At 44.6% G+C, this 18,686-nt stretch carries 17 protein-coding genes; 7 read left to right on the plus strand and 10 right to left on the minus strand.

Features of this window, described 5'->3' with window-relative positions:
* The first annotated feature begins 320 nt into the window (after window positions 1-320).
* A complete protein-coding gene (locus ABR189_RS13360; protein WP_354661004.1) occupies window positions 321-950 on the plus strand; it encodes a VOC family protein in 630 nt (209 codons plus the stop codon).
* A gap of 87 nt (window positions 951-1,037) precedes the next feature.
* Here the strand turns inward: ABR189_RS13360 and ABR189_RS13365 are convergent, their stop codons facing one another.
* Entirely contained in the window at window positions 1,038-2,021 is a 984-nt protein-coding gene (locus ABR189_RS13365; protein WP_354661005.1) for a pyruvate dehydrogenase complex E1 component subunit beta, read from the minus strand.
* Between the two features lie 245 nt (window positions 2,022-2,266).
* On the opposite strand from ABR189_RS13365, the gene ABR189_RS13370 reads away from it, so the two are divergent.
* The gene (locus tag ABR189_RS13370) at window positions 2,267-2,899 is read left to right on the plus strand and encodes a hypothetical protein (RefSeq protein ID WP_354661006.1); all 633 of its coding nucleotides are present in this window, start codon (window positions 2,267-2,269) and stop codon (window positions 2,897-2,899) included.
* Window positions 2,900-3,216: 317 nt separating this feature from the next.
* Here the strand turns inward: ABR189_RS13370 and ABR189_RS13375 are convergent, their stop codons facing one another.
* Window positions 3,217-4,389 (minus strand): acetyl-CoA C-acyltransferase, encoded by a 1,173-nt coding sequence (locus tag ABR189_RS13375; RefSeq protein WP_354661007.1) that lies wholly within the window; start codon window positions 4,387-4,389, stop codon window positions 3,217-3,219.
* A 281-nt stretch (window positions 4,390-4,670) separates the two neighbouring features.
* Here ABR189_RS13375 and ABR189_RS13380 point away from each other — a divergent pair, with 281 nt between their 5' ends.
* The 3 genes from ABR189_RS13380 to dnaG all read left to right on the plus strand — a co-directional run bounded on the left by ABR189_RS13380 (window position 4,671) and on the right by dnaG (window position 8,550).
* Window positions 4,671-5,459: a hypothetical protein gene (locus tag ABR189_RS13380; RefSeq protein WP_354661008.1), complete on the plus strand. Its 789-nt coding sequence runs from the start codon at window positions 4,671-4,673 to the stop codon at window positions 5,457-5,459.
* 221 nt (window positions 5,460-5,680) lie between these two features.
* Window positions 5,681-6,514, plus strand: a complete 834-nt coding sequence (locus tag ABR189_RS13385; protein WP_354661009.1) for a hypothetical protein — start codon at window positions 5,681-5,683, stop codon at window positions 6,512-6,514.
* A 68-nt stretch (window positions 6,515-6,582) separates the two neighbouring features.
* Window positions 6,583-8,550, plus strand: coding sequence for a DNA primase (dnaG, locus tag ABR189_RS13390; protein WP_354661010.1), 1,968 nt, complete (start codon window positions 6,583-6,585; stop codon window positions 8,548-8,550).
* Window positions 8,551-8,552: 2 nt separating this feature from the next.
* On the opposite strand, the gene ABR189_RS13395 is transcribed toward dnaG, so the two are convergent.
* Genes ABR189_RS13395 through ABR189_RS13405 form a run of 3 tightly spaced genes read right to left on the minus strand, consistent with a single transcriptional unit; the run spans window position 8,553 to window position 11,127 of the window.
* Window positions 8,553-9,047, minus strand: coding sequence for a dihydrofolate reductase (locus ABR189_RS13395; protein WP_354661011.1), 495 nt, complete (start codon window positions 9,045-9,047; stop codon window positions 8,553-8,555).
* Window positions 9,048-9,083: 36 nt separating this feature from the next.
* Window positions 9,084-9,905 (minus strand): thymidylate synthase, encoded by an 822-nt coding sequence (locus tag ABR189_RS13400; RefSeq protein WP_354661012.1) that lies wholly within the window; start codon window positions 9,903-9,905, stop codon window positions 9,084-9,086.
* A 43-nt stretch (window positions 9,906-9,948) separates the two neighbouring features.
* Window positions 9,949-11,127: a proline dehydrogenase family protein gene (locus ABR189_RS13405; RefSeq protein ID WP_354661013.1), complete on the minus strand. Its 1,179-nt coding sequence runs from the start codon at window positions 11,125-11,127 to the stop codon at window positions 9,949-9,951.
* A gap of 219 nt (window positions 11,128-11,346) precedes the next feature.
* On the opposite strand from ABR189_RS13405, the gene ABR189_RS13410 reads away from it, so the two are divergent.
* Window positions 11,347-12,189 carry a FecR family protein gene (locus tag ABR189_RS13410; protein ID WP_354661014.1) on the plus strand — a complete coding sequence of 281 codons (843 nt, stop codon included), beginning with the start codon at window positions 11,347-11,349 and terminating at the stop codon, window positions 12,187-12,189.
* Between the two features lie 133 nt (window positions 12,190-12,322).
* On the opposite strand, the gene ABR189_RS13415 is transcribed toward ABR189_RS13410, so the two are convergent.
* Window positions 12,323-12,670 carry a hypothetical protein gene (locus ABR189_RS13415; protein ID WP_354661015.1) on the minus strand — a complete coding sequence of 116 codons (348 nt, stop codon included), beginning with the start codon at window positions 12,668-12,670 and terminating at the stop codon, window positions 12,323-12,325.
* Window positions 12,671-12,773: 103 nt separating this feature from the next.
* On the opposite strand from ABR189_RS13415, the gene ABR189_RS13420 reads away from it, so the two are divergent.
* A complete protein-coding gene (locus tag ABR189_RS13420) occupies window positions 12,774-13,619 on the plus strand; it encodes a dienelactone hydrolase family protein (protein ID WP_354661016.1) in 846 nt (281 codons plus the stop codon).
* A 78-nt stretch (window positions 13,620-13,697) separates the two neighbouring features.
* Here ABR189_RS13420 and ABR189_RS13425 read toward each other — a convergent pair whose 3' ends face one another.
* The 4 genes from ABR189_RS13425 to ABR189_RS13440 all read right to left on the minus strand — a co-directional run bounded on the left by ABR189_RS13425 (window position 13,698) and on the right by ABR189_RS13440 (window position 18,680).
* A complete protein-coding gene (locus ABR189_RS13425; RefSeq protein WP_354661017.1) occupies window positions 13,698-14,729 on the minus strand; it encodes a sugar phosphate isomerase/epimerase family protein in 1,032 nt (343 codons plus the stop codon).
* A 228-nt stretch (window positions 14,730-14,957) separates the two neighbouring features.
* Window positions 14,958-16,067 (minus strand): redoxin domain-containing protein, encoded by a 1,110-nt coding sequence (locus ABR189_RS13430; RefSeq protein ID WP_354661018.1) that lies wholly within the window; start codon window positions 16,065-16,067, stop codon window positions 14,958-14,960.
* 1 nt (window position 16,068) lies between these two features.
* Window positions 16,069-17,274 (minus strand): thioredoxin family protein, encoded by a 1,206-nt coding sequence (locus ABR189_RS13435; protein ID WP_354661019.1) that lies wholly within the window; start codon window positions 17,272-17,274, stop codon window positions 16,069-16,071.
* 20 nt (window positions 17,275-17,294) lie between these two features.
* The gene (locus ABR189_RS13440) at window positions 17,295-18,680 is read right to left on the minus strand and encodes a RagB/SusD family nutrient uptake outer membrane protein (RefSeq protein WP_354661020.1); all 1,386 of its coding nucleotides are present in this window, start codon (window positions 18,678-18,680) and stop codon (window positions 17,295-17,297) included.
* Window positions 18,681-18,686: the final 6 nt, after the last annotated feature.

The raw sequence follows: 18,686 nt of genomic DNA on the forward strand, positions 1-18,686 counted from the left end.
TTGATAGTTAATCAGGAAGCTGCCCTTACAGCCAGGGCATTGCCCCGCTTTTACGCTTCCTTTATGCTTCCCAAAGTATAGCGAAAACTTCAACAAAAATGTTCCTGATTTAACAGGAATTGTAACAAGCTTAACCTAAGGAGTCATTTGCGCACAACCGGTCTGAGCGCTACCGGATTGTGGGAACGTGCCTATTATAAAGGATATGCTGCTTACCTGATTAAGCAGCTGTAAAAAAACACTTTGAATTTTCCGCTACTATTCCTACCTTTTAAAAAGAGATTCGCCCATTCTTTTCCTTACTTCCAAAAGCAATTGCCATGACTCCAGACATTGTATGCAACCAGCTTTTTCCCACCCTATTGGTTAGTGATATTGCAACAGCAGTTGATTTTTATGTTACCCGCCTGGGTTTTCACCATCGGTTCTCCTGGGGAGAGCCACCTACGTTTGCCGGCGTAGACCTGGGTAATGTAACCGTGCATCTGCAAAAAGAAGATTACTATGTAAAAGGGGCTTCCGAAGTAGGTTTTATTATAGATAATGCAGACGAGCTGTATCACTTTCATAAGGCCAATGGCGTGGAAGTGGTAATGCCATTGGAAGACAGACCTTACGGAATACGTGATTACAGGGTCAGGGATCATGATGGCAACTATCTTGCTTTTGGTAGCTACATCTATAATCAGGGACCTGCCGTTAAAATTGAGCGGGTAGATGTACCCCTACGTCTTGAAAAACGGCTGGCCGCATTATTGCAGGATCTGGCAGCACACAAACACATGAGCCTGAGCAGCTGCCTGGAAGAAACATTACTGCATACCTTTGAGCGTGTAGGGGATGGCGTTGCAAGCCCACACACGATCACCACCCTTAATTATATACAGGAACTAAAGAAAAAGCATGGCATCGATTACGACACCCATGCCAGCTATCGTTTTGTGGAGTAAAACATCTCCCTCAAACGCAAAAAAGCTGACCATTTACATGATCAGCTTTTCGCTTTATATCTTTAAGTCTTTTAAGGACTTGTGATCCTATTTCTTCATATACATTACTTCCTTCACCAGCTTCACGGTACGCTCGATATCGGGCATGTACAGTTTCACCAGGTTGGGCGCATAGTGCATAGGCGCATCCGGTGCAGTAAGCCTGCGGATAGGTGCATCCAGGTAGTCAAACCCTTCTTTCTGAATACGGTAAGATATTTCAGAAGAAATGCTGGAAAACGGCCACTGTTCTTCCACTATAACCAGACGGTTCGTTTTCTTTACAGATTCCAGGATGGTAAACCAATCCAGCGGACGGATGGTACGTAAGTCGATCACTTCAGCTTCTATACCTTCTTTAGCCAGTTCTTCCGCAGCACCCAATGCTACTTTCATCATTTTATTGAAAGAAACGATGGTCACATCTTTACCAGCGCGTTTGATATCTGCTTTACCGATAGGAATAATGTATTCTTCCTCAGGCACATCACCCATATCGCCATACATCACCTCACTTTCCATGAAAACTACCGGATCATTATCCCGGATGGCAGCTTTCAGCAGTCCTTTAGCATCGTATGGGTTGGATACGGATACTACTTTCAGACCGGGTATATTAGCGTAATAGCTTTCAAAAGCAGTAGAGTGCTGTGCACCCAGCTGTCCGGCTGAACCGTTAGGTCCGCGGAAAACGATCGGACAACCTACCTGTCCGCCACTCATGGCCAACATTTTAGAAGCGGTATTCAGGATCTGGTCCAGTGCCAGTACAGCAAAGTTCCAGGTCATAAATTCCAGCACCGGCCGCAGGCCATTCTGAGCAGCCCCTACGCCAATGGCGGTAAAACCTAATTCTGCAATGGGCGTATCGATGACACGCTTGGGCCCAAACTCATCCAGCATTCCCTGGCTCACTTTATAGGCACCATTGTATTCTGCTACTTCCTCTCCCATCAGGAACACCCGTTCATCACGGCGCATTTCCTCCTGAAGGGCTTCTCTTAAGGCTTGTCTGAAAGCTATCTGACGCATGCTATTCTTGGATAAAGTTTGAAAGTTAATGCTCCTCCCTTTCGAAAGGCACCGCAAAAATATTGTTTGTTGATGAAAAAGCAAAGGATTTGACAGAATGCATACAATAAACTATTGAGCATTAGCCACCAGCATACAAGTTACCTGGCCTCAGACCCTCATCATAAACATTAAAATATTTTACCAAGTAATAGATATTATACATATATTAGCTATTACTATTATATATCCCTAAGCCTTTTCCTATGTTTACCATTACCACGCTCACGATCTCATTCCTCATTGCGCTTTCCTGTAAGATCAAAAAAGTGAAGGCTCCCCTGCTGGAAGGTCTTTTATGGTATGTACACCTGGTACTCTTATTTTTTTCTGTGATCAGTGTACTTCTGCTGGTCAACGACTACGGTTTTAAAGGGATCCGTACCGAGCGGGTATTCCTCTCCCTTTATGCGGGCACAGGCATGATCCTGTACGGGTTATCCAAAGGAGTGGTCAATGCCCGGCAGTTTTATCTGCTTTGCTTCTTCAGCACCCCATTTATCTTATTATTCGGGATAGTATTCCCTCCGCTCAAAATGCTGACCGTGGTGATAGGCATCACCCTATTGGCAGATGGCAACCAGCACCGCTACCGGATTGACGATGATTTTTCCCTGCAAACCAGCAGCCTGGGGATCTTCTCTCCCCATCCTGAATACGCCCTGGTGGAAGATAAGTACTGGTTTTTCGAAAAGGTAACCGGCCCTGTTATTGACTATCCCGTGATCCCCAAAACAGTATCTGCTGCCAAAACTGCGACCGACAGTGTACATATCAGCATCAGCCCCGGTAATGCTCCGGTTGAAAAAATGGATACCACGATTGCTTTGAGGAGGTAGATAAACGGAGAAAATTGTATCAGTGTACTCCCCTACGATACTGCCCAAAGCCTGTTAAGCCACCTTTTAGCTATAATAAAGCCTACTCATCCTTAGGGTTAAAGTACCCTTAAAGTATCCTTAAAGTACCCTTGAAGTACCCATATAGTACCCCTTAAAGGAGATACTATATGGATACCTCATCCCAGCTTCTAATGTAATTTAAACCTGTCTGTTTCCTAACGCTGCTTCCAGGTTACCATAAAAAAAAGATGGCCCATACAGGTGGACCATCTTTTTTTACTAGTCGTAGCCTTTAACAGGCTGCGTTGTCAGGTTTATACTTTCTCTATCACGATAGCGCTGGCACCGCCGCCGCCATTACAAATACCTGCTACTCCATAGCGACCCTTATTTTCGTGTAAAATGGCATTCAGAGTTACCACAATACGGGCACCACTGCAACCAATCGGGTGCCCCATGGCCACTGCCCCGCCCCATACATTCAGCTTGTCCATCGACAGGCCCAGGTCTTTGGCATTGGCAATCGCCACACAGGAAAATGCTTCATTGATCTCCGCAAAATCCATATCAGCCACCTTCAATCCTGCTTTATCCAGGGCTTTATTGATAGCCTTTACCGGTGTAGTAGTAAACCATTCCGGCGCCTGGGAAGCATCTGCAAAACTAACGATTTTAGCTAAAGGCTTCAGACCCAATGCTTTCAGTTTTTCTCCACTTACCAGCAATACTGCCGCGGCACCATCGTTAATCTTAGACGCATTGGCAGCAGTAACGGTCCCATCTTTCTGAAAGGCTGGTTTTAAAGTAGGCATCTTCTCAAAATTCACCTTCTTTACGTCTTCATCTTCGCTGACGATCACGGTTTGCCTGCCTTTTACTTCCACCGGCACAATCTCTCCCTTAAAATACCCTTTTGCAGTAGCTGCGGCAGCACGTTTGTAACTTTCAACAGCAAAGGCATCCTGGTCTTCGCGGGTAATCTTGTACTCCGCAGCACAGATCTCTGCGGCATTGCCCATATGGAAATCCTTGTACGGATCCCAGAGGCCATCCCGTAAAATACCATCTATCACCGCACCATGTCCTAAACGATAGCCACTCCTGGCCTTATCCAGGTAATAAGGGATATTGGTCATGCTTTCCATGCCCCCGGCTACTACTACCTCATTATCGCCCAGCATGATACTCTGTGCACCCAGCATAATCGCTTTCATACCGGAGGCACATACTTTATTTACCGTGGTACAAGGTACATTGGTAGGGATGCCGGCATAGATACTGGCCTGATTAGCAGGCGCCTGTCCTACGTTGGCACTGATTACATTGCCCATATATACTTCATTTACCTCGCTGGCGGCTACTCCGGCTCTTTCCAGCACGGCTTTGATCACCGTAGCACCCAATTGGGTAGCAGGCACGGCTGCCAGGTCTCCATTAAGGGCTCCAATCGGTGTGCGGGCTGTTGATACAATAAATACTTCTTTCATTGCTTTGTAAAATTGAATTGGGTTGACCAGAATTAATAAAACCAAATATAGGAAATGCCGGGCAGATGAAAAGGGATTGTCGCCTGAAAGCATGCCCCCTCCGCCACGTATGGCCTGCCTGATTAAGTAGAAACCCCTAAATAAAAAATTCCCCTTTTACCCGCATACCCGGCCACCCGGGAAGCTGTTATTTTGCCAAATAACTACCATCTGCATAGCATCTCTTACAAAGTAGCACTAACCGGTACGTTTTTAATACCCCGTTTGTAAACAATAAATATATGAAATATCTATATGTGGTAATATTATTGCCGGTCCTATACACAATTGCCGGCTGTAAAAAAGACAGATCCCCTGTTCCTGCTCCTTCAACAGACTCCGTATACCGGGTAAGTATGACAAAATTTTACTTTATAGACCAATCATATTACACGGAACAATATAGCTATGATACCCTGGGAATGCTCACCAAGGCAACAGACCGGCACCCGGATGGTACTTTAATGAGTTTTCAGGCTTATGAGCGCAATAACGGACAACTACTGGCCTATCACCTGCATAATAACGCTGCCGTAAAGGTAGCTACCCATGCCTGCGAATATGAGGGAAAGAGTATTCGGAAAATAACCTACACAGAATTTAAGCCGGAACCGGTACTCATTTTTGACCGCACACTGGTATATACCAACGAACTGCCCACCTTTGTTACCTACACAGGTGCCCTGTACTATTCCACCACCCTTACCTGGTGGCAGGGCAATATCATCCGGATTGTTACCCGTAACCTGCCGGATAATACCCTGAAAGAAGAAACCCTGTTCGAATACGACGATAAACAGAACCCCTACTTTGATATCGGCGGTATACCCGATGGTAATGCCCGGTATAACTCCCGCAACAATATTACGCGCGTTAAAACCCTGGAGCCGGATGGAGCGGTAAAACAGGCGTTTGCTTTATCTTACGAGTATAATGCTAAAGGTTATCCGACCACTTCCTTCACCACTTACCCGGATGGTAAAAAAATCCAGGAGCAAACTTTTGAATACGCCTTTTTCCCGGTGCAATAAACTGCCGGAATCAAAAATCACCATTTTCGTGTAAGTTTGCAGTTGCATCAATTTCTAATATTTCAATATGAAATGCCGGGTAGAAACTTCACTTTTACCCGCATACCTGGGCATCAAAAAAAAACAGTTACTTTGCAGATAATTACGTCTACATCACATGGCATGTAAACCCATACTAAACTGCTATGTTTTTATTAACCCGTTTGTATATAATAAAATGTATGAAATATCTATATGCTGCAATGCTGTTAATGATCATATATACTACTGCCAGCTGTAAAAAAGACAAGCCCCCTCCTCCACCACCTTCAGAAGACTCCGTATACCGGATAAGCATGGTTAAGGTTAAAACTTACGATTTAACAGACAATTCACTAATAACTAATGACTACTCAGCACGTTACAGTTATGATTCTCAGGGCCTGCTGGCAAAGATAGTACACCGGAGAGCGGATAGTACCCTAATGGCCTTCTATGTTTATGAACGTAAGAACGGGCTAGTAATAGGCCTTCACACGTATAATAGTGATTCCACAAAAGCGGAGACAAATGTCTACGAATATGTAGATAAGCGGATTAAGACAGTGAGCACTAAGGACTACCACCGCTCCCCCTCCTACACCTGGCCGCTATTCTTTATTACCCGCATTATGGAATACACGCAGGGATTACTAACCAAAGTTACCTACCCTGGTGACAGTAATGCATCCTCTTCATCAACATTGACCTGGTCACAGGGTAATATTATCCAAATCAATAGGTTAAGGAAACTGCCCACAATTACCTTTAAGCAAGAAACCATATTGGAATACGACAATAAACTAAACCCCTACTTCAATATTGGTGGCATACCGGACGATAACGAGGTGTATAACTCACGTAACAATATTACCAGCATTAAATGGCCGGTGACTCCAGGTGCACCAGTAAAACCGCGGATCACTACCTACGAGTATAATGCTAAAGGTTATCCGACCGCATCATTCACCTCTTATCCGGATGGTAAAAAAATAAGCGAACATACTTTTGAATACGCCTTTTTCCCGGTGCAATAAAGTGGCAGCATCAAAAATCACCATTTTCGTGTAAGTTTGCAGTTGCATCAATTTGTTTACATCGATCAGTGATTTCACCCAATACGATACAACAGATACTTAGCCGCATAGACATTGTGGAGATAGTGGGCTCTTTCGTAAAGCTGAAAAAGCGGGGAGCCAACTACCTGGGCCTGTGTCCTTTTCACAATGAAAAAAGCCCTTCGTTTACCGTTTCCCAGAGCAAGGAAATTTACAAGTGCTTTGGTTGCGGGGCCAGTGGCAATAGTATCAGTTTTCTCATGGAGCATGAAAAATACTCCTATGTGGAAGCATTGCGCTGGCTGGCCCAGAAATATGGGGTAGAAATTGAAGAAACCGAAGTAAGTGCCGAGGTAAAGCAACACCAGTTAATGGCAGAAAGCCTGCACATTATCAATGGGTTTGCCAGGGAATACTTCTCAAAAACACTGCTCGAAAGTGAAGAAGGACAGAATGTAGGGGTGAGTTATTTTGAAGAGCGGGGATTTACACAGGATACCATCCGTAAATTCCAGCTGGGATATTGCCTTAACGAAAAAGATGCTTTTGTAAAAGCAGCCCTGGCCAAAGGCTATAACCTGGAATACCTGCAAAAAACAGGGCTGGTTACCATCCGCAATGAACAACCGGTGGACAACTACCGGGGACGGGTCATCTTTCCTATTCATAACCAATCTGGTAAAATCATCGGCTTTGGTGCGCGTATCCTTGTCAAGTCCGACCGGGCACCCAAGTATATCAACTCTCCGGAAAGCGAGATCTACGTTAAAAGTAAAGTACTGTATGGTACCTACTTTGCCCGACATGCTATTGACAAGCTCAACGAATGTTTGCTGGTAGAAGGTTATACGGACGTGATCTCCCTGCACCAGGCGGGGATTGAAAACGTAGTGGCATCCAGCGGTACCTCCCTTACCCAGGACCAGCTCAGGCTGATCAAGAAATACACCAACAACCTCACTATTCTGTATGATGGGGACAATGCGGGTGTCAAAGCGGCCTTGAGAGGGCTGGACCTGGCCATTGAAGAAGGACTGAACGTAAAGCTGGTACTGATCCCTGATAAGGAAGATCCTGACAGCTACGTACAAAAGCTCGGAGCACCTGCATTCCGGGAATTTATAGAAGAAAATAAACAGGACTTTGTACTCTTCAAGCTCCAGCTTTCCATGAAGGAAGCCGGTAACGACAGTGTACGCAAGTCACAGTTGGTAAATGACATTGCCGAAACGATTTCCAAAATTGATAAGGTAGAGGATTTTACCAAACAACAGGATTATATCCGCCAGTGCAGCCAGTTCCTCAAAATTGATGAACAGGGGCTGATTAACCTGGTGAATAAATTTATCCGGGAACGCCTGCAAAAAAGGGAAAACCTGGCTGCCAAAAACGCTCCCCCTCAGGTAGATGATCTGTCGGAAGAAGCTATTGCCGCTATGGAGGCCATGGAGGCGGGCAACAGTGAAATTGATTCCTTTTTTAACAAAGATGAAAAGCAGGAAAGAGAACTGGTAAAAATATTACTGCGCTTTGGTGATATGCCTTTCAGTGAAGAAGAGCAGAATACTGTAGCAGATTATATTTTCCATTTGCCTTATGATTTTGAATCACTGGCAGACAGTGAAACAGTGAAAAAAATACTGCGGGAGTACAAGACATTGTACGATGAAGGGAATACACCGGATAAAAAATGGTTTCTCTACCATCAGGACCAGGACCTGTGCAAACAGGTATCTATGATCCTGGAAGATAAAGAAGCGGAGCTGAGTGTAAACTGGAAAGAACGTTTTGAAATAGATACCGTTTTTGGCGACAATGCCTATCTCAAGGATACTATTTCCACCACCAACTACCTCATTTTAAGAAAGATCAAAAAACTGATCCAGGAAAACCAGCAGGAAATGGAAAAGGCCGATACCTCCGAGTCACAGATCACCTGCATGGAAATACACCAGCATCTCAAGCAACTGGAAAAAGAACTGACCCAGGGACTGGGCACCGTTATCTTCAGATAAGATTATTTTCTGCGTTCCCACACCTGAAAGGAATAGGCATATTTATGTTTTTCATCCGGCTGATGGGCATCTTCTTTCACCAAGGTCCACTCCGGCTCATGAATAACAGGGAAATAGGCATCTCCTTCTACGATAGTATGTATGCGGGTTAAATATACGCGTTGCACCAACGGCAGCGCCTGTTTGAATATTTCTGTACCACCGGTAATAAACATTTCTGATCCTTCAAATGTGCGGGCTTTATCAATAGCTGCTGCAATAGAAGGCACTACCCATACCCCTTCCTGCTTATAATCCGGCTGCCGGGTAATCACAATATTCTGTCGTCCCGGCAATGGCTTACCCACCGATTCAAAAGTTTTCCGTCCCATGATAATTGGTTTTCCCAGTGTATGGCTTTTGAAATATTTCAGATCTGCCGGCATGTGCCAGGGCAGTTTGTTATCAATACCTATTACCTGGTTTTCTGATGCCGCTACAATAACGGAAATGATCATGGGATGACAGATTACGAATGCGTGATGATGAATGTACTATACGGCTACCGGCGCTTTGATATGTGCATGATGCTGGTAGTTGACCAGCTCAAAGTCTTCATACTTAAATGAAAAAAGGTCTTTCACATCCGGGTTGATCTTCATTTGCGGCAGCGGGAAAGGCGCTCTGCTCAATTGCAGGGTAGCCTGTTCCAGATGGTTGCTGTACAAATGCACATCTCCAAAGGTGTGGATAAATTCTCCTGGTTCCAGGTGGCACACCTGCGCCATCATCATCGTTAACAATGCGTAGGACGCAATGTTGAAAGGTACGCCTAAAAACACATCCGCACTGCGCTGATATAGCTGGCAACTGAGTTTGCCTTTGGTTTCACCTTTGCCGGCATCGGGAGGGGTTACATAAAACTGGAACAGGCAATGACAGGGACTTAAAGCCATATCCGGCAGGTCGCCCACATTCCAGGCATTGACAATAATACGTCGGGAATCAGGATTGTTTTTTATCTGGTGCAAGGCATCACTGATCTGGTCAATCACTTTACCGTCACGGGCTTCCCAGCTACGCCATTGTTTACCGTATACAGGTCCCAGGTCACCATTTTCATCCGCCCATTCATCCCAGATCTTTACACCGTGTTCTTTCAGGTATTTGATATTGGTATCCCCGTTAAGGAACCAAAGCAATTCATATATAATGGATTTCAGGTGCAGTTTTTTAGTAGTTGTTACCGGAAATCCTGCTTTCAGATCGAAGCGGAACTGGTAGCCAAAACAGCTGGTAGTACCGGTACCGGTACGGTCTGTTTTAGTAGTGCCGTTATCTATAATATGTTGTAATAATGATAAGTACTGCTGCATAACATGGCAAGTTACGGAATAATAGATAATCCGTAAAATGCAGCTATAAACGTCTTCTCTTAAACTCTTTCTTAATCAGCCCCAGTTCCCGGCCCATTTGCCCGGCAATGGAAGTATTTTCCTGTGCCCGGCGTATCAGGTAAGGCATTACATCCTTTACCGGGCCATAAGGCAGGTATTTAGATACCCGGTAGCCGGCATGTGCCAGGTTAAAGGTGATATTGTCACTCATTCCGTACAACTGTGAAAAGCTCACATGTGGATGATTATGTACGATCTCCCGCTGATCCATGTATTGTGCCGCCAGCATACAACTGTTTTCATTGTGGGTGCCGATGAATACACCCAGTTGTGCCACCCTGTCCAGGCAGAATCTTACTGCAGTATCATAATCTTTATCCGTAGCCGCTTTGCTGGGCTGTATAGGAGTAGGATAATTATTTTCTTCCGCACGTTTATTTTCCTTCTCCATGTAGGCACCTCTTACCAGCTTGGCACCCAGGAGGTATCCCAGTCGTTGTGCTTTTTCAAAAGACTGTTGCAGGAAAGACAGCCTGTCATGGCAATACAGCTGGAATGTATTGTAGATGATCACCTTTTCTTTATTAAACAGTGCCATCATTTCATCTGCCAGGTCATCCACAGGCTGTTGTATCCAGCTTTCTTCCGCATCTATCAGCAGGCCAACGTTATGCTGGGCAGCCGCTTCAGCTACAGAATGGATACGGGAACGTACATGTGTATATTCCTGCTGTTCCTGGTGGGTAAGGGGATCTTTACGGTGTACCTTTTCCAGCAGGCCAAAGCGGGCAAAGCCGGTTACCTTGATAGCAATGAATGGAATATAAGGTTTATCAGCAGCATACTGGATAGCACGGATAAATTCAGGTACCGCTTTATCATAGCTTTCTTCACCTTCCATGGCTTCTACCCCATAGTCGAGCACAATGCCTACATTATAATTACCGAGTAACAGGGCAGTGTGCGCCGCGTCTTCCAGGCTTTCTCCTCCGCAAAACTGTTGAAAGATGGTATTTTTAATGATGCCTTTAACAGGCAGTCTTAATTTAAAGGCCCAGGGAGTGAATATTGCTCCTAACTTCACCAGCCAGGGTTTGCCGATGTTACTGAATAAAAAGTTGGCTTTTCTTAAATCCTTGTCCGTCTTGCTCTCAAACGCTATGGCGGTATTATCAAATGATAATGGTAGCTGCTTTTCCATGGTTCGCAAAGTTAAGGGGCTCTCATTATTCTAACAAAACCCCGGGGTACTTCATGACGGTGGGATGATATGCCGCTTTTACCATTTTCTAATATTGTCAAAAAATCTTACCCTTTTATTAACTAAATTGCCAGCTTCTTTGCGATCTCTTAAAATTAATCAGCGCATAAATACATTTCATTTTTTAATTATTTTTATTGCTTACCTGTAATTGCCGCCATGCAAATAAATTCCAATACATCTACCAGCCCATTAAAAAAAAGTAATGCTCCCTTACCGGTTACGTGCCGTTCCAGTTACCGTCCATGGGGGCTTCCGGTACTGCTTGTGCTCGCCTCCTTTTGCAATTTCAACTGGGGATGCCAGGAAAATACTACTCCCGGTATTACGTCCCTGATGGACAGCACAGAAACCTATATCCTGCACGAGGGCACTTTAGGCACCCGGAAAAATGTCACCCTGGCCGATGGTACCAGTGTAATCCTGAATTCTAATTCTACCCTGCTGGTACCTGGAAGTTTTCCAGCCAAGCACCGTCGGGTGATCCTGGACGGAGAAGCATTTTTTGCAGTACCTGCGGCCGACAGCCCTTTTGTAGTAAAAACGGATAAGCTCACCGCTACTACTGCCGGTACTGCTTTTAAAATCCGCTCTTTTATTACACAGCAAGGTGCTACCGCCTATATACTGGATGGAAAAGTAAAAATGGTAAAGTCCTATCACTCTCCTACCGATAATCAACCGGAAGACCTGGAAAGGGGTAATATGATACTGGCCAATAAGGAGATAGACCTGATGGAAAAAGAAACATTTGTGCCGGAAGAACAGGAAGCCTGGCTGAAAGATAGCCTGGTATTGCAGCATGTGCCGCTGATGGCCACTGTGCGCAAACTGGAAGAATGGTATAATACCACGATTACCATTACCGGCGATGCCAGCAAAGTGCCGGATATTTCCGGCAGCTTTTACCGGTTTACCCTCCAGCAAACATTAGCAGAACTGGGCAAAAACTATCACTTCACTTTCAAAGAGAAAGATGGTGGCATCGTCATTAAGTTTTAAGTTTACCGTACTACCCGCTATAACCATCACGGCAATACGTATATACTCTGCCCGGTAAACAAGGATAACCTGATTACAAAAACAGCCACGAATATTCGTGGCTGTTTTTGTATACTGATTGCACTCTCTTTCTTTATTTAAACAGTTCCTGTTCATCCCGATCTGTTACCGGAATCTTCTTTAGAAAGTCATCGAAGGCAGGCCCTTCATGATTGCTGTACGCCCCAAAAGCGTCAATTACATACCCCATATTGCCGGCTGCATCTTCCATCAGGTATAATACAGAGGAATCAGATGGATCTGACTCACCTTCAAAGCGAAATGTTTTAATAATGGTCAAATCATCCGGGTTGTAAATCTTTTGCGTTTTAGGACTTTGCAGCTTGCCATGATCAGACAACGTAAATTCATCATCCAGTCCCTTTAAACGCAGCTTTTCCATAATATTACTGAGCGTATTCATTTCAGATGGTTTTTCCATGGTTTCATTTTTAGTGGTCAACAATCAGGTTTACCACCCGTATAAAACTAAAATCATGCCAGTGGATTTTTTTGTACCTTTTAGGGTATAAACCTGTTCTTTTATGAAAAAGCTGTCACTTGTATGCTTATTGCTGGCCGGCAATTTAAAGATATGGGCACAGGGTACTGCAGCCTGCTGCCATCAGGACGCCACTACTGAATTTGCCCAACTGGGAAGCCGGGAAGATTTCCGGATGGCGCATGACAATCCGCTACCTTATACTTACCAGGGCACAGCAGGTACTGCCATTACCTTTAGTACCCCCGACGGACAGGAAGGGCATGGTTTTATGTTTAAAGCCACTCATCCTTCTGATAAATATCTCTATGTGATACATGAATGGTATGGGCTGAATGATTTTGTAAAAAAGGAATCGGAAAAACTTTTTAATGATCTGGGCAAGCAGGTAAATGTAATAGCAGTAGACCTCTATGACCAGCGGGTAGCCACCAACCGGGAAGATGCCAGTAAGATCATGCAGTCTGTGAAAACAGAAAGAGCCAGCAGTATCATTAAAGGCGCCTTTGCCTATGCCCCTCCTCATGCAAAGATTGCTACACTGGGCTGGTGTTTTGGAGGCGGCTGGTCATTACAGGCAGCCATGATGGCGGGTACTAAGGGAGTGGCCTGCGTGATGTATTATGGGATGCCGGAGAAAGAAGTGAGCGCCCTGAAGGCGTTGCATGCGCCCGTATTGGGTATTTTTGCCAACAAAGATAAATTCATCACACCCCAGGTTGTGGAGGAGTTTAAAGTGCATATGCAGGAGGCAGGTAAATCGCTGATGGTAAAACAGTATGATGCTGACCATGGATTTGCCAATCCCAGCAATCCGATCTATGACAGCCATGCTACCAAAGAAGCCTATTCACATGCCATTACTTTTTTAAAACAGTATTTAAAATAACAAGCTATAACTACTATAAAAAACAGGGGCCGGTAGATTACCAGCCCCTGTTTTTTTTCATTTCAGTTATCCTACTGTTTAAGCCAGTTCACGACCTACTTTCAACAGCAGTTCCTTTGTTTTGCGAATACCTTCGTCTTCCGGCAGATTAACCCCTTCATATTCAATCCCTACATACCCGGTATAACCAGCGTTCTTAACGATTTCCATCGCTTTTTTGAAATCAGTCTGGGTTTCATTACCAGCCGCGTCAAAATCATGTGATTTTGCACTTACGCCTTTAGCAAAAGGCATCAGCTCCTGTATGCCTTTGTAGCGATCATATTCATCCAGGCATTTTATTTTGGCCCAGGCTTCCGGCGTATTATTTTCCGGCTGGGTGTGCTTGAGACAGAAGTTACCAAAGTCGGGCAATGTACCACAATTCGGCATGTTTACCGTTTTCATCACCCCGCTCAGCCATTCTCCGTTGGAAGAAATACCACCATGGTTTTCCACAATCACTTCAATGCTGTGGTCTTTCCCAAACGTAGCCAGCTTGGATAAGGAGTCGGCTGCCGCTTTGGCCACATCTTCCGGCTTACCTTCTCCTGCCGCATTAACCCGGATAGCATGACAGCCCAGGAATGCTGCTGCTTCAATCCATTTGTAGTGGTTTTCTACAGCCTGTAAACGTTTCTTAACATCCGCATCGCCCATATCTCCTTCCCCATCACACATGATCAGTACACTCTTTACGCCGTTATCATCACAGCGTTTTTTCATTTCTCCCAGGTAGGTTTTGTCCTTGGCTTTATCCTTAAAAAACTGGTTCACATACTCTACCGCATGAATATCAAAATCATTCTTGGCACGTATGGCAAAATCCAGGTGATCCATCTTACCGGCAAATAATGCCTGGTGGAAAGACCACTCTGCCAGTGAGATTTTAAAGAATAGCTCTTTGGCAGTTTCTGCACCTGCTAAACCGGCAGCAGCTGAATCCTTCCCATCTTTACTTCCAGTACCTGCACCACCGCAAGCGGCCAACACCGCAGGCAACATCCCCATCCCTAACGTATACATTCCCATTTGTCGTAAGAACTCCCGACGATTCTTTGATGAACTCATAACGTGTTAAATTAATTTAAGTGAATAATATGATTAATACGCGTTTGCTATCCAACGTGTTCCGGCTGGGTTTTAGTGCCTTCCTTTGCGTCAATTCCGGGAAATTTTCCCGCTTTAGCGTAATAAATATATTCTTTTCATCTTCTTATTGCAACAAAAATTTCTCTTTTAACGGCAACTGCCCCACCATAACGGCAGGGCAGCTACTTTTCGTCTATCAATTCATCATCACTTTCTTTTTTCCAGTACCGCTTTTATATCCGACATACCTGCTCCCGACAGTACAATATCCCCCTGGGGATTTATCAGGAACTTATGCGGCACGGCTTCTACCGCATACTTTTTACACATGTCAGATTTCCAGCCTTTCAGGTCGGAGGCATGAATCCAATGCAGGCCATCCTGCTGTATGGCTTTTTTCCAGGCAGCCTTATCATGGTCCAGGGATATTCCCATGAACACCACATCCGCAGCCTTTACCTCCTGATACAGTTTTACCAGTGCAGGATTTTCGGCCCGGCAAGGACCACACCAGGATGCCCAGAAATCAAGTACTACCCATTTGCCTTTAAAATCCTGCAGGCTCACGGTATTGCCCAGCGTATCCTTTAACTGGAATGCCGGGGCTGGTTTACCATTGAGCACATTACTGATCTTATCAAGTCTGGCTACCACATCCTTATAATAATAATCTGTGCGCAGATCCGCTACAAAGCGGGCTACCATAGCACGGGCTTCATTATATTCATAGGATAACAGGTGCGTGCTCATCAGGTAGGTACCCATTACGTTCGCCTTGTTTTTAAATATTGCATCTTTGGTAAAAGCAGTTTCTTTCTGCTCTGTTTGCGTAATCAGTGTTTCCAATTGCCGTAAGGTATCTGCAGGCGCATTACCCGCCTTTTTCAGCTGGTATGCCCTTTGTCCTGCTACACGTCTCACTTCGTAGATATCTCTATAGGTCTCGTTGTAATTGTTCCAGGCATTTTGTAAAGCCCCCCCTTTGATATCCGGAACGGCTAAACGGCCTTTGTCTGAAACGAAGGAGGTGATCTGGTACGTGGTATTTTCCAGCATAAAGTACACCAGCGGATAAGGATGTCCTTCCACCATTATTCTGGCTACCGTAGGCGCCTTTATGTTTCCCTTCATTACAAACACCCCTGCATTGGCCAGCGTACTGTCTACCGCCACAAAATCACCATTGGCTGGTAACAGCAGGTACACTTTGGCATTCCCAAGGTTCTTGATCTGCCCTTTCAGTTCATAGCCCAATGCCATTTGCTGCCATCCCATCAGCCATACAGCAACCAGTAATATTACGCGCTTTATGCTCATATTAAGGCATTTTTTTAATTTCATCCAGCGCTTTTTGTGCCAGTCCCTGGATCTTGCTGGTTTCCTGCAGGGACAGATCGTATGCTTTTTGTCCGGCCACCAACGCTTCTGCTTTGCGGCCTGTTAACTGGCATGATTTAGCAAAAGTGCTTTGAGAGCTATACTCTTCCGGATTTAATTCCACCGCACGTTTGGCCATTTTATATGCCTGTTCCAGGATAGGTTTGTTCCCTTCTGCCGCAAACTGGCAACGTCTGGCCAGAAAGCCCAGCCCCATTTCATCCTGCTTTAATATGCCTTCCATCGCTTTGTCAGTCAGTGCAACAAAAGCATTTGCATTGAGCGTGGTCAGATAGTATTCCGCTTCCAGCATCACGGCCTGCTTCTGTACTTCAGGGGTGGTAGTTTGCTTTAAAGCTTCCAGGCGGTTAAAGAATCCTACGGAATCTTTGCTACGGATCATTCCGTACATCGCGCTATGTGTAAGTCTGGTTTGTACTTTTTGTACTGCTTCCGCACCATACTTTTTTTCGTAGTGGCTTTTGTGCAACAGAAAGTACTTACCCAGCCGGTCCTGTTCGCTCCAGGCAAATGCGTCAATTGTTTTCCAGCCCAGGTCTGTTTCCAGTTCTTTATCCGTTAACTTACCAATCAATAACGCGCTTACTGAATCTCCTTTCTGCCGGTTGATATTCCGGAGTACCAAAGCATATTGCAGTAAGCCTTCCTTATTCATTTTACCTTCGGCAAATGATTTTTCCAGTGCTGCAAAATTGCGTTTAGGATCTGTTGCCTTTTTGCCCTCTTCAATAAATGCAGGCACTTCCATCCGGGAAGTAGCTTTATGTACCAGCTCCCCCTTACCATCTATAAACAGGTAAGTAGGAAATACTTGTACCCCATAGCGCTTGCGCAGTTCCGGCCCTTCTCCCTTTTCCATATCCACCTTGTAATTGATAAAACGGGCATTATAAAATGCAGCCACCGTATCATTGATGAACACATTCCTCTCCATCCATTTACAAGGTGCACACCAGGAAGTATAGCTATCAATAAAAACGAGCTTACCCGTCTTTTTACTTTCGGCCAGCACTTCTTTAAAGCTTCCCTGGCGAAAATCTATACCTTCCTTCTCCTGGGCGTATGCAGCACTGCATACACCCAGGGTAAAGATCATCGCAAATGTTTTAAGAAAACGATATTGCATATTCCTAATTATAATAGTGATTAATAGCCGGGGTTTTGTTCCAACACCCCGTTGGATAACCTAACTGTTTCAAACGGTAAAGGCAGTATGTAACGCAATTCGTTTACCACACCAGGTTTATAATCTGATACTTTCAGATTGCCTTCAGTAGCATAACGTACCAGGTCAAACCATTCTTCACCACTTTCACCACCCAGTTCCTTTATTTTTTCGATACGGATTTCTTCCAGCAGCGCCGCTTTAGCATTAGCTGTAATGTCCGGCATATTAGCCCTTTTACGGATCACGTTTACCGCATCACGTGCAACGCTCAGATCAGGATTGCTTCTGGCCAGTGCTTCTGCCAGGATCAGGTATATTTCATCGAGGCGCAGGAAGTATTCGGTATCTGCTGTCAGTGTTTGACCCGCGTAAGTAGATCCATTGAACTTATTGTTCCTCATTGTACCATTTGATACCACTTTAATAATCGCTACAGAATCACGGTTATCCCCTTTCATCAATTCTACGTAATAATCAGAAGGGATGTAATAAGCGCGGAACATAAATGCTTTGTTATTCCTGTCGCTCTTATCGTCAAATGGTGTCTGGAAAATAACCTCCAGTGGTTTATCAATCTTTTTCTTAAAGATATCAATGTAGTCTTTCTCCAGTTGTCGTTTACCAGAGGTTACCACTTCATTAGCCAAAGTTGCTGCTTCCGCATATTGTTTGGCATATAACAGGACTTTAGCTTTCAATGCTTTCGCAGCAAGTTTGGAAGCATAAAAGGTATTGGTAAACTCAGGGCCATCTGCTATCGCATCGGTCAGGTCGGAAAGAATGATATCATAAGATTCTTTCACACTGTTTCTTGGCACTGCTTTTACCATTCTGATAGGTTCCGTTTTGATTACAATACCATATTTGGAATCCATTTTAAAGAACTGTCCATGCAGGCGTAACAAATAAAAATGGCTTAATGCCCGCAAGAATTTGGCCTCTGCAATAATCTCCTTTTTACGGGGATCTGTACTTTCCAGTGCAGCTGTCTTTTCGATAATAAAGTTGGCATTATTCAGGATACTATAGGCTTTACTATAAACACTGCCCAGCGTACCGTTTTTAGTTTCTACATTATTATCAAAGTAAGACTGCTCTGAATTTCCGGCAGATGCACCAGGTTTGGATGTCAGCCCCATCAATGTAGCACCCGCAGGAGCATATACCGGAAATTCCAATCCTGTTTTCAGCACACCATATGTACCATCCAATACACTTTGTGCCTGTTTCAGGTTAGTAATCGCCTGATCTTCAAACACCTGATTTACCGGCAGTACATCTGTTACATTGGTAAGATTACATGCTGCCATAGCTGTACTTAACAATATTCCGATTCCTATATTTTTATATGTTGGCATTTTCATGTAGCA

The organism is Chitinophaga sp. H8, from assembly GCF_040567655.1.
GTDB classification, from domain to species: Bacteria; Bacteroidota; Bacteroidia; order Chitinophagales; family Chitinophagaceae; genus Chitinophaga; species Chitinophaga defluvii.

Coding starts and splice junctions, on each gene's coding strand:
- ABR189_RS13360 (WP_354661004.1), top strand. CDS start 321: ATGACTCCAGACATTGTATGCAACCAGCTTTTTCCCACCCTATTGGTT.
- ABR189_RS13365 (WP_354661005.1), bottom strand. CDS start 2,021: ATGCGTCAGATAGCTTTCAGACAAGCCTTAAGAGAAGCCCTTCAGGAG.
- ABR189_RS13370 (WP_354661006.1), top strand. CDS start 2,267: ATGTTTACCATTACCACGCTCACGATCTCATTCCTCATTGCGCTTTCC.
- ABR189_RS13375 (WP_354661007.1), bottom strand. CDS start 4,389: ATGAAAGAAGTATTTATTGTATCAACAGCCCGCACACCGATTGGAGCC.
- ABR189_RS13380 (WP_354661008.1), top strand. CDS start 4,671: ATGAAATATCTATATGTGGTAATATTATTGCCGGTCCTATACACAATT.
- ABR189_RS13385 (WP_354661009.1), top strand. CDS start 5,681: ATGAAATATCTATATGCTGCAATGCTGTTAATGATCATATATACTACT.
- ABR189_RS13395 (WP_354661011.1), bottom strand. CDS start 9,047: ATGATCATTTCCGTTATTGTAGCGGCATCAGAAAACCAGGTAATAGGT.
- ABR189_RS13400 (WP_354661012.1), bottom strand. CDS start 9,905: ATGCAGCAGTACTTATCATTATTACAACATATTATAGATAACGGCACT.
- ABR189_RS13405 (WP_354661013.1), bottom strand. CDS start 11,127: ATGGAAAAGCAGCTACCATTATCATTTGATAATACCGCCATAGCGTTT.
- ABR189_RS13410 (WP_354661014.1), top strand. CDS start 11,347: ATGCAAATAAATTCCAATACATCTACCAGCCCATTAAAAAAAAGTAAT.
- ABR189_RS13415 (WP_354661015.1), bottom strand. CDS start 12,670: ATGGAAAAACCATCTGAAATGAATACGCTCAGTAATATTATGGAAAAG.
- ABR189_RS13420 (WP_354661016.1), top strand. CDS start 12,774: ATGAAAAAGCTGTCACTTGTATGCTTATTGCTGGCCGGCAATTTAAAG.
- ABR189_RS13425 (WP_354661017.1), bottom strand. CDS start 14,729: ATGAGTTCATCAAAGAATCGTCGGGAGTTCTTACGACAAATGGGAATG.
- ABR189_RS13430 (WP_354661018.1), bottom strand. CDS start 16,067: ATGAGCATAAAGCGCGTAATATTACTGGTTGCTGTATGGCTGATGGGA.
- ABR189_RS13435 (WP_354661019.1), bottom strand. CDS start 17,274: ATGCAATATCGTTTTCTTAAAACATTTGCGATGATCTTTACCCTGGGT.
- ABR189_RS13440 (WP_354661020.1), bottom strand. CDS start 18,680: ATGAAAATGCCAACATATAAAAATATAGGAATCGGAATATTGTTAAGT.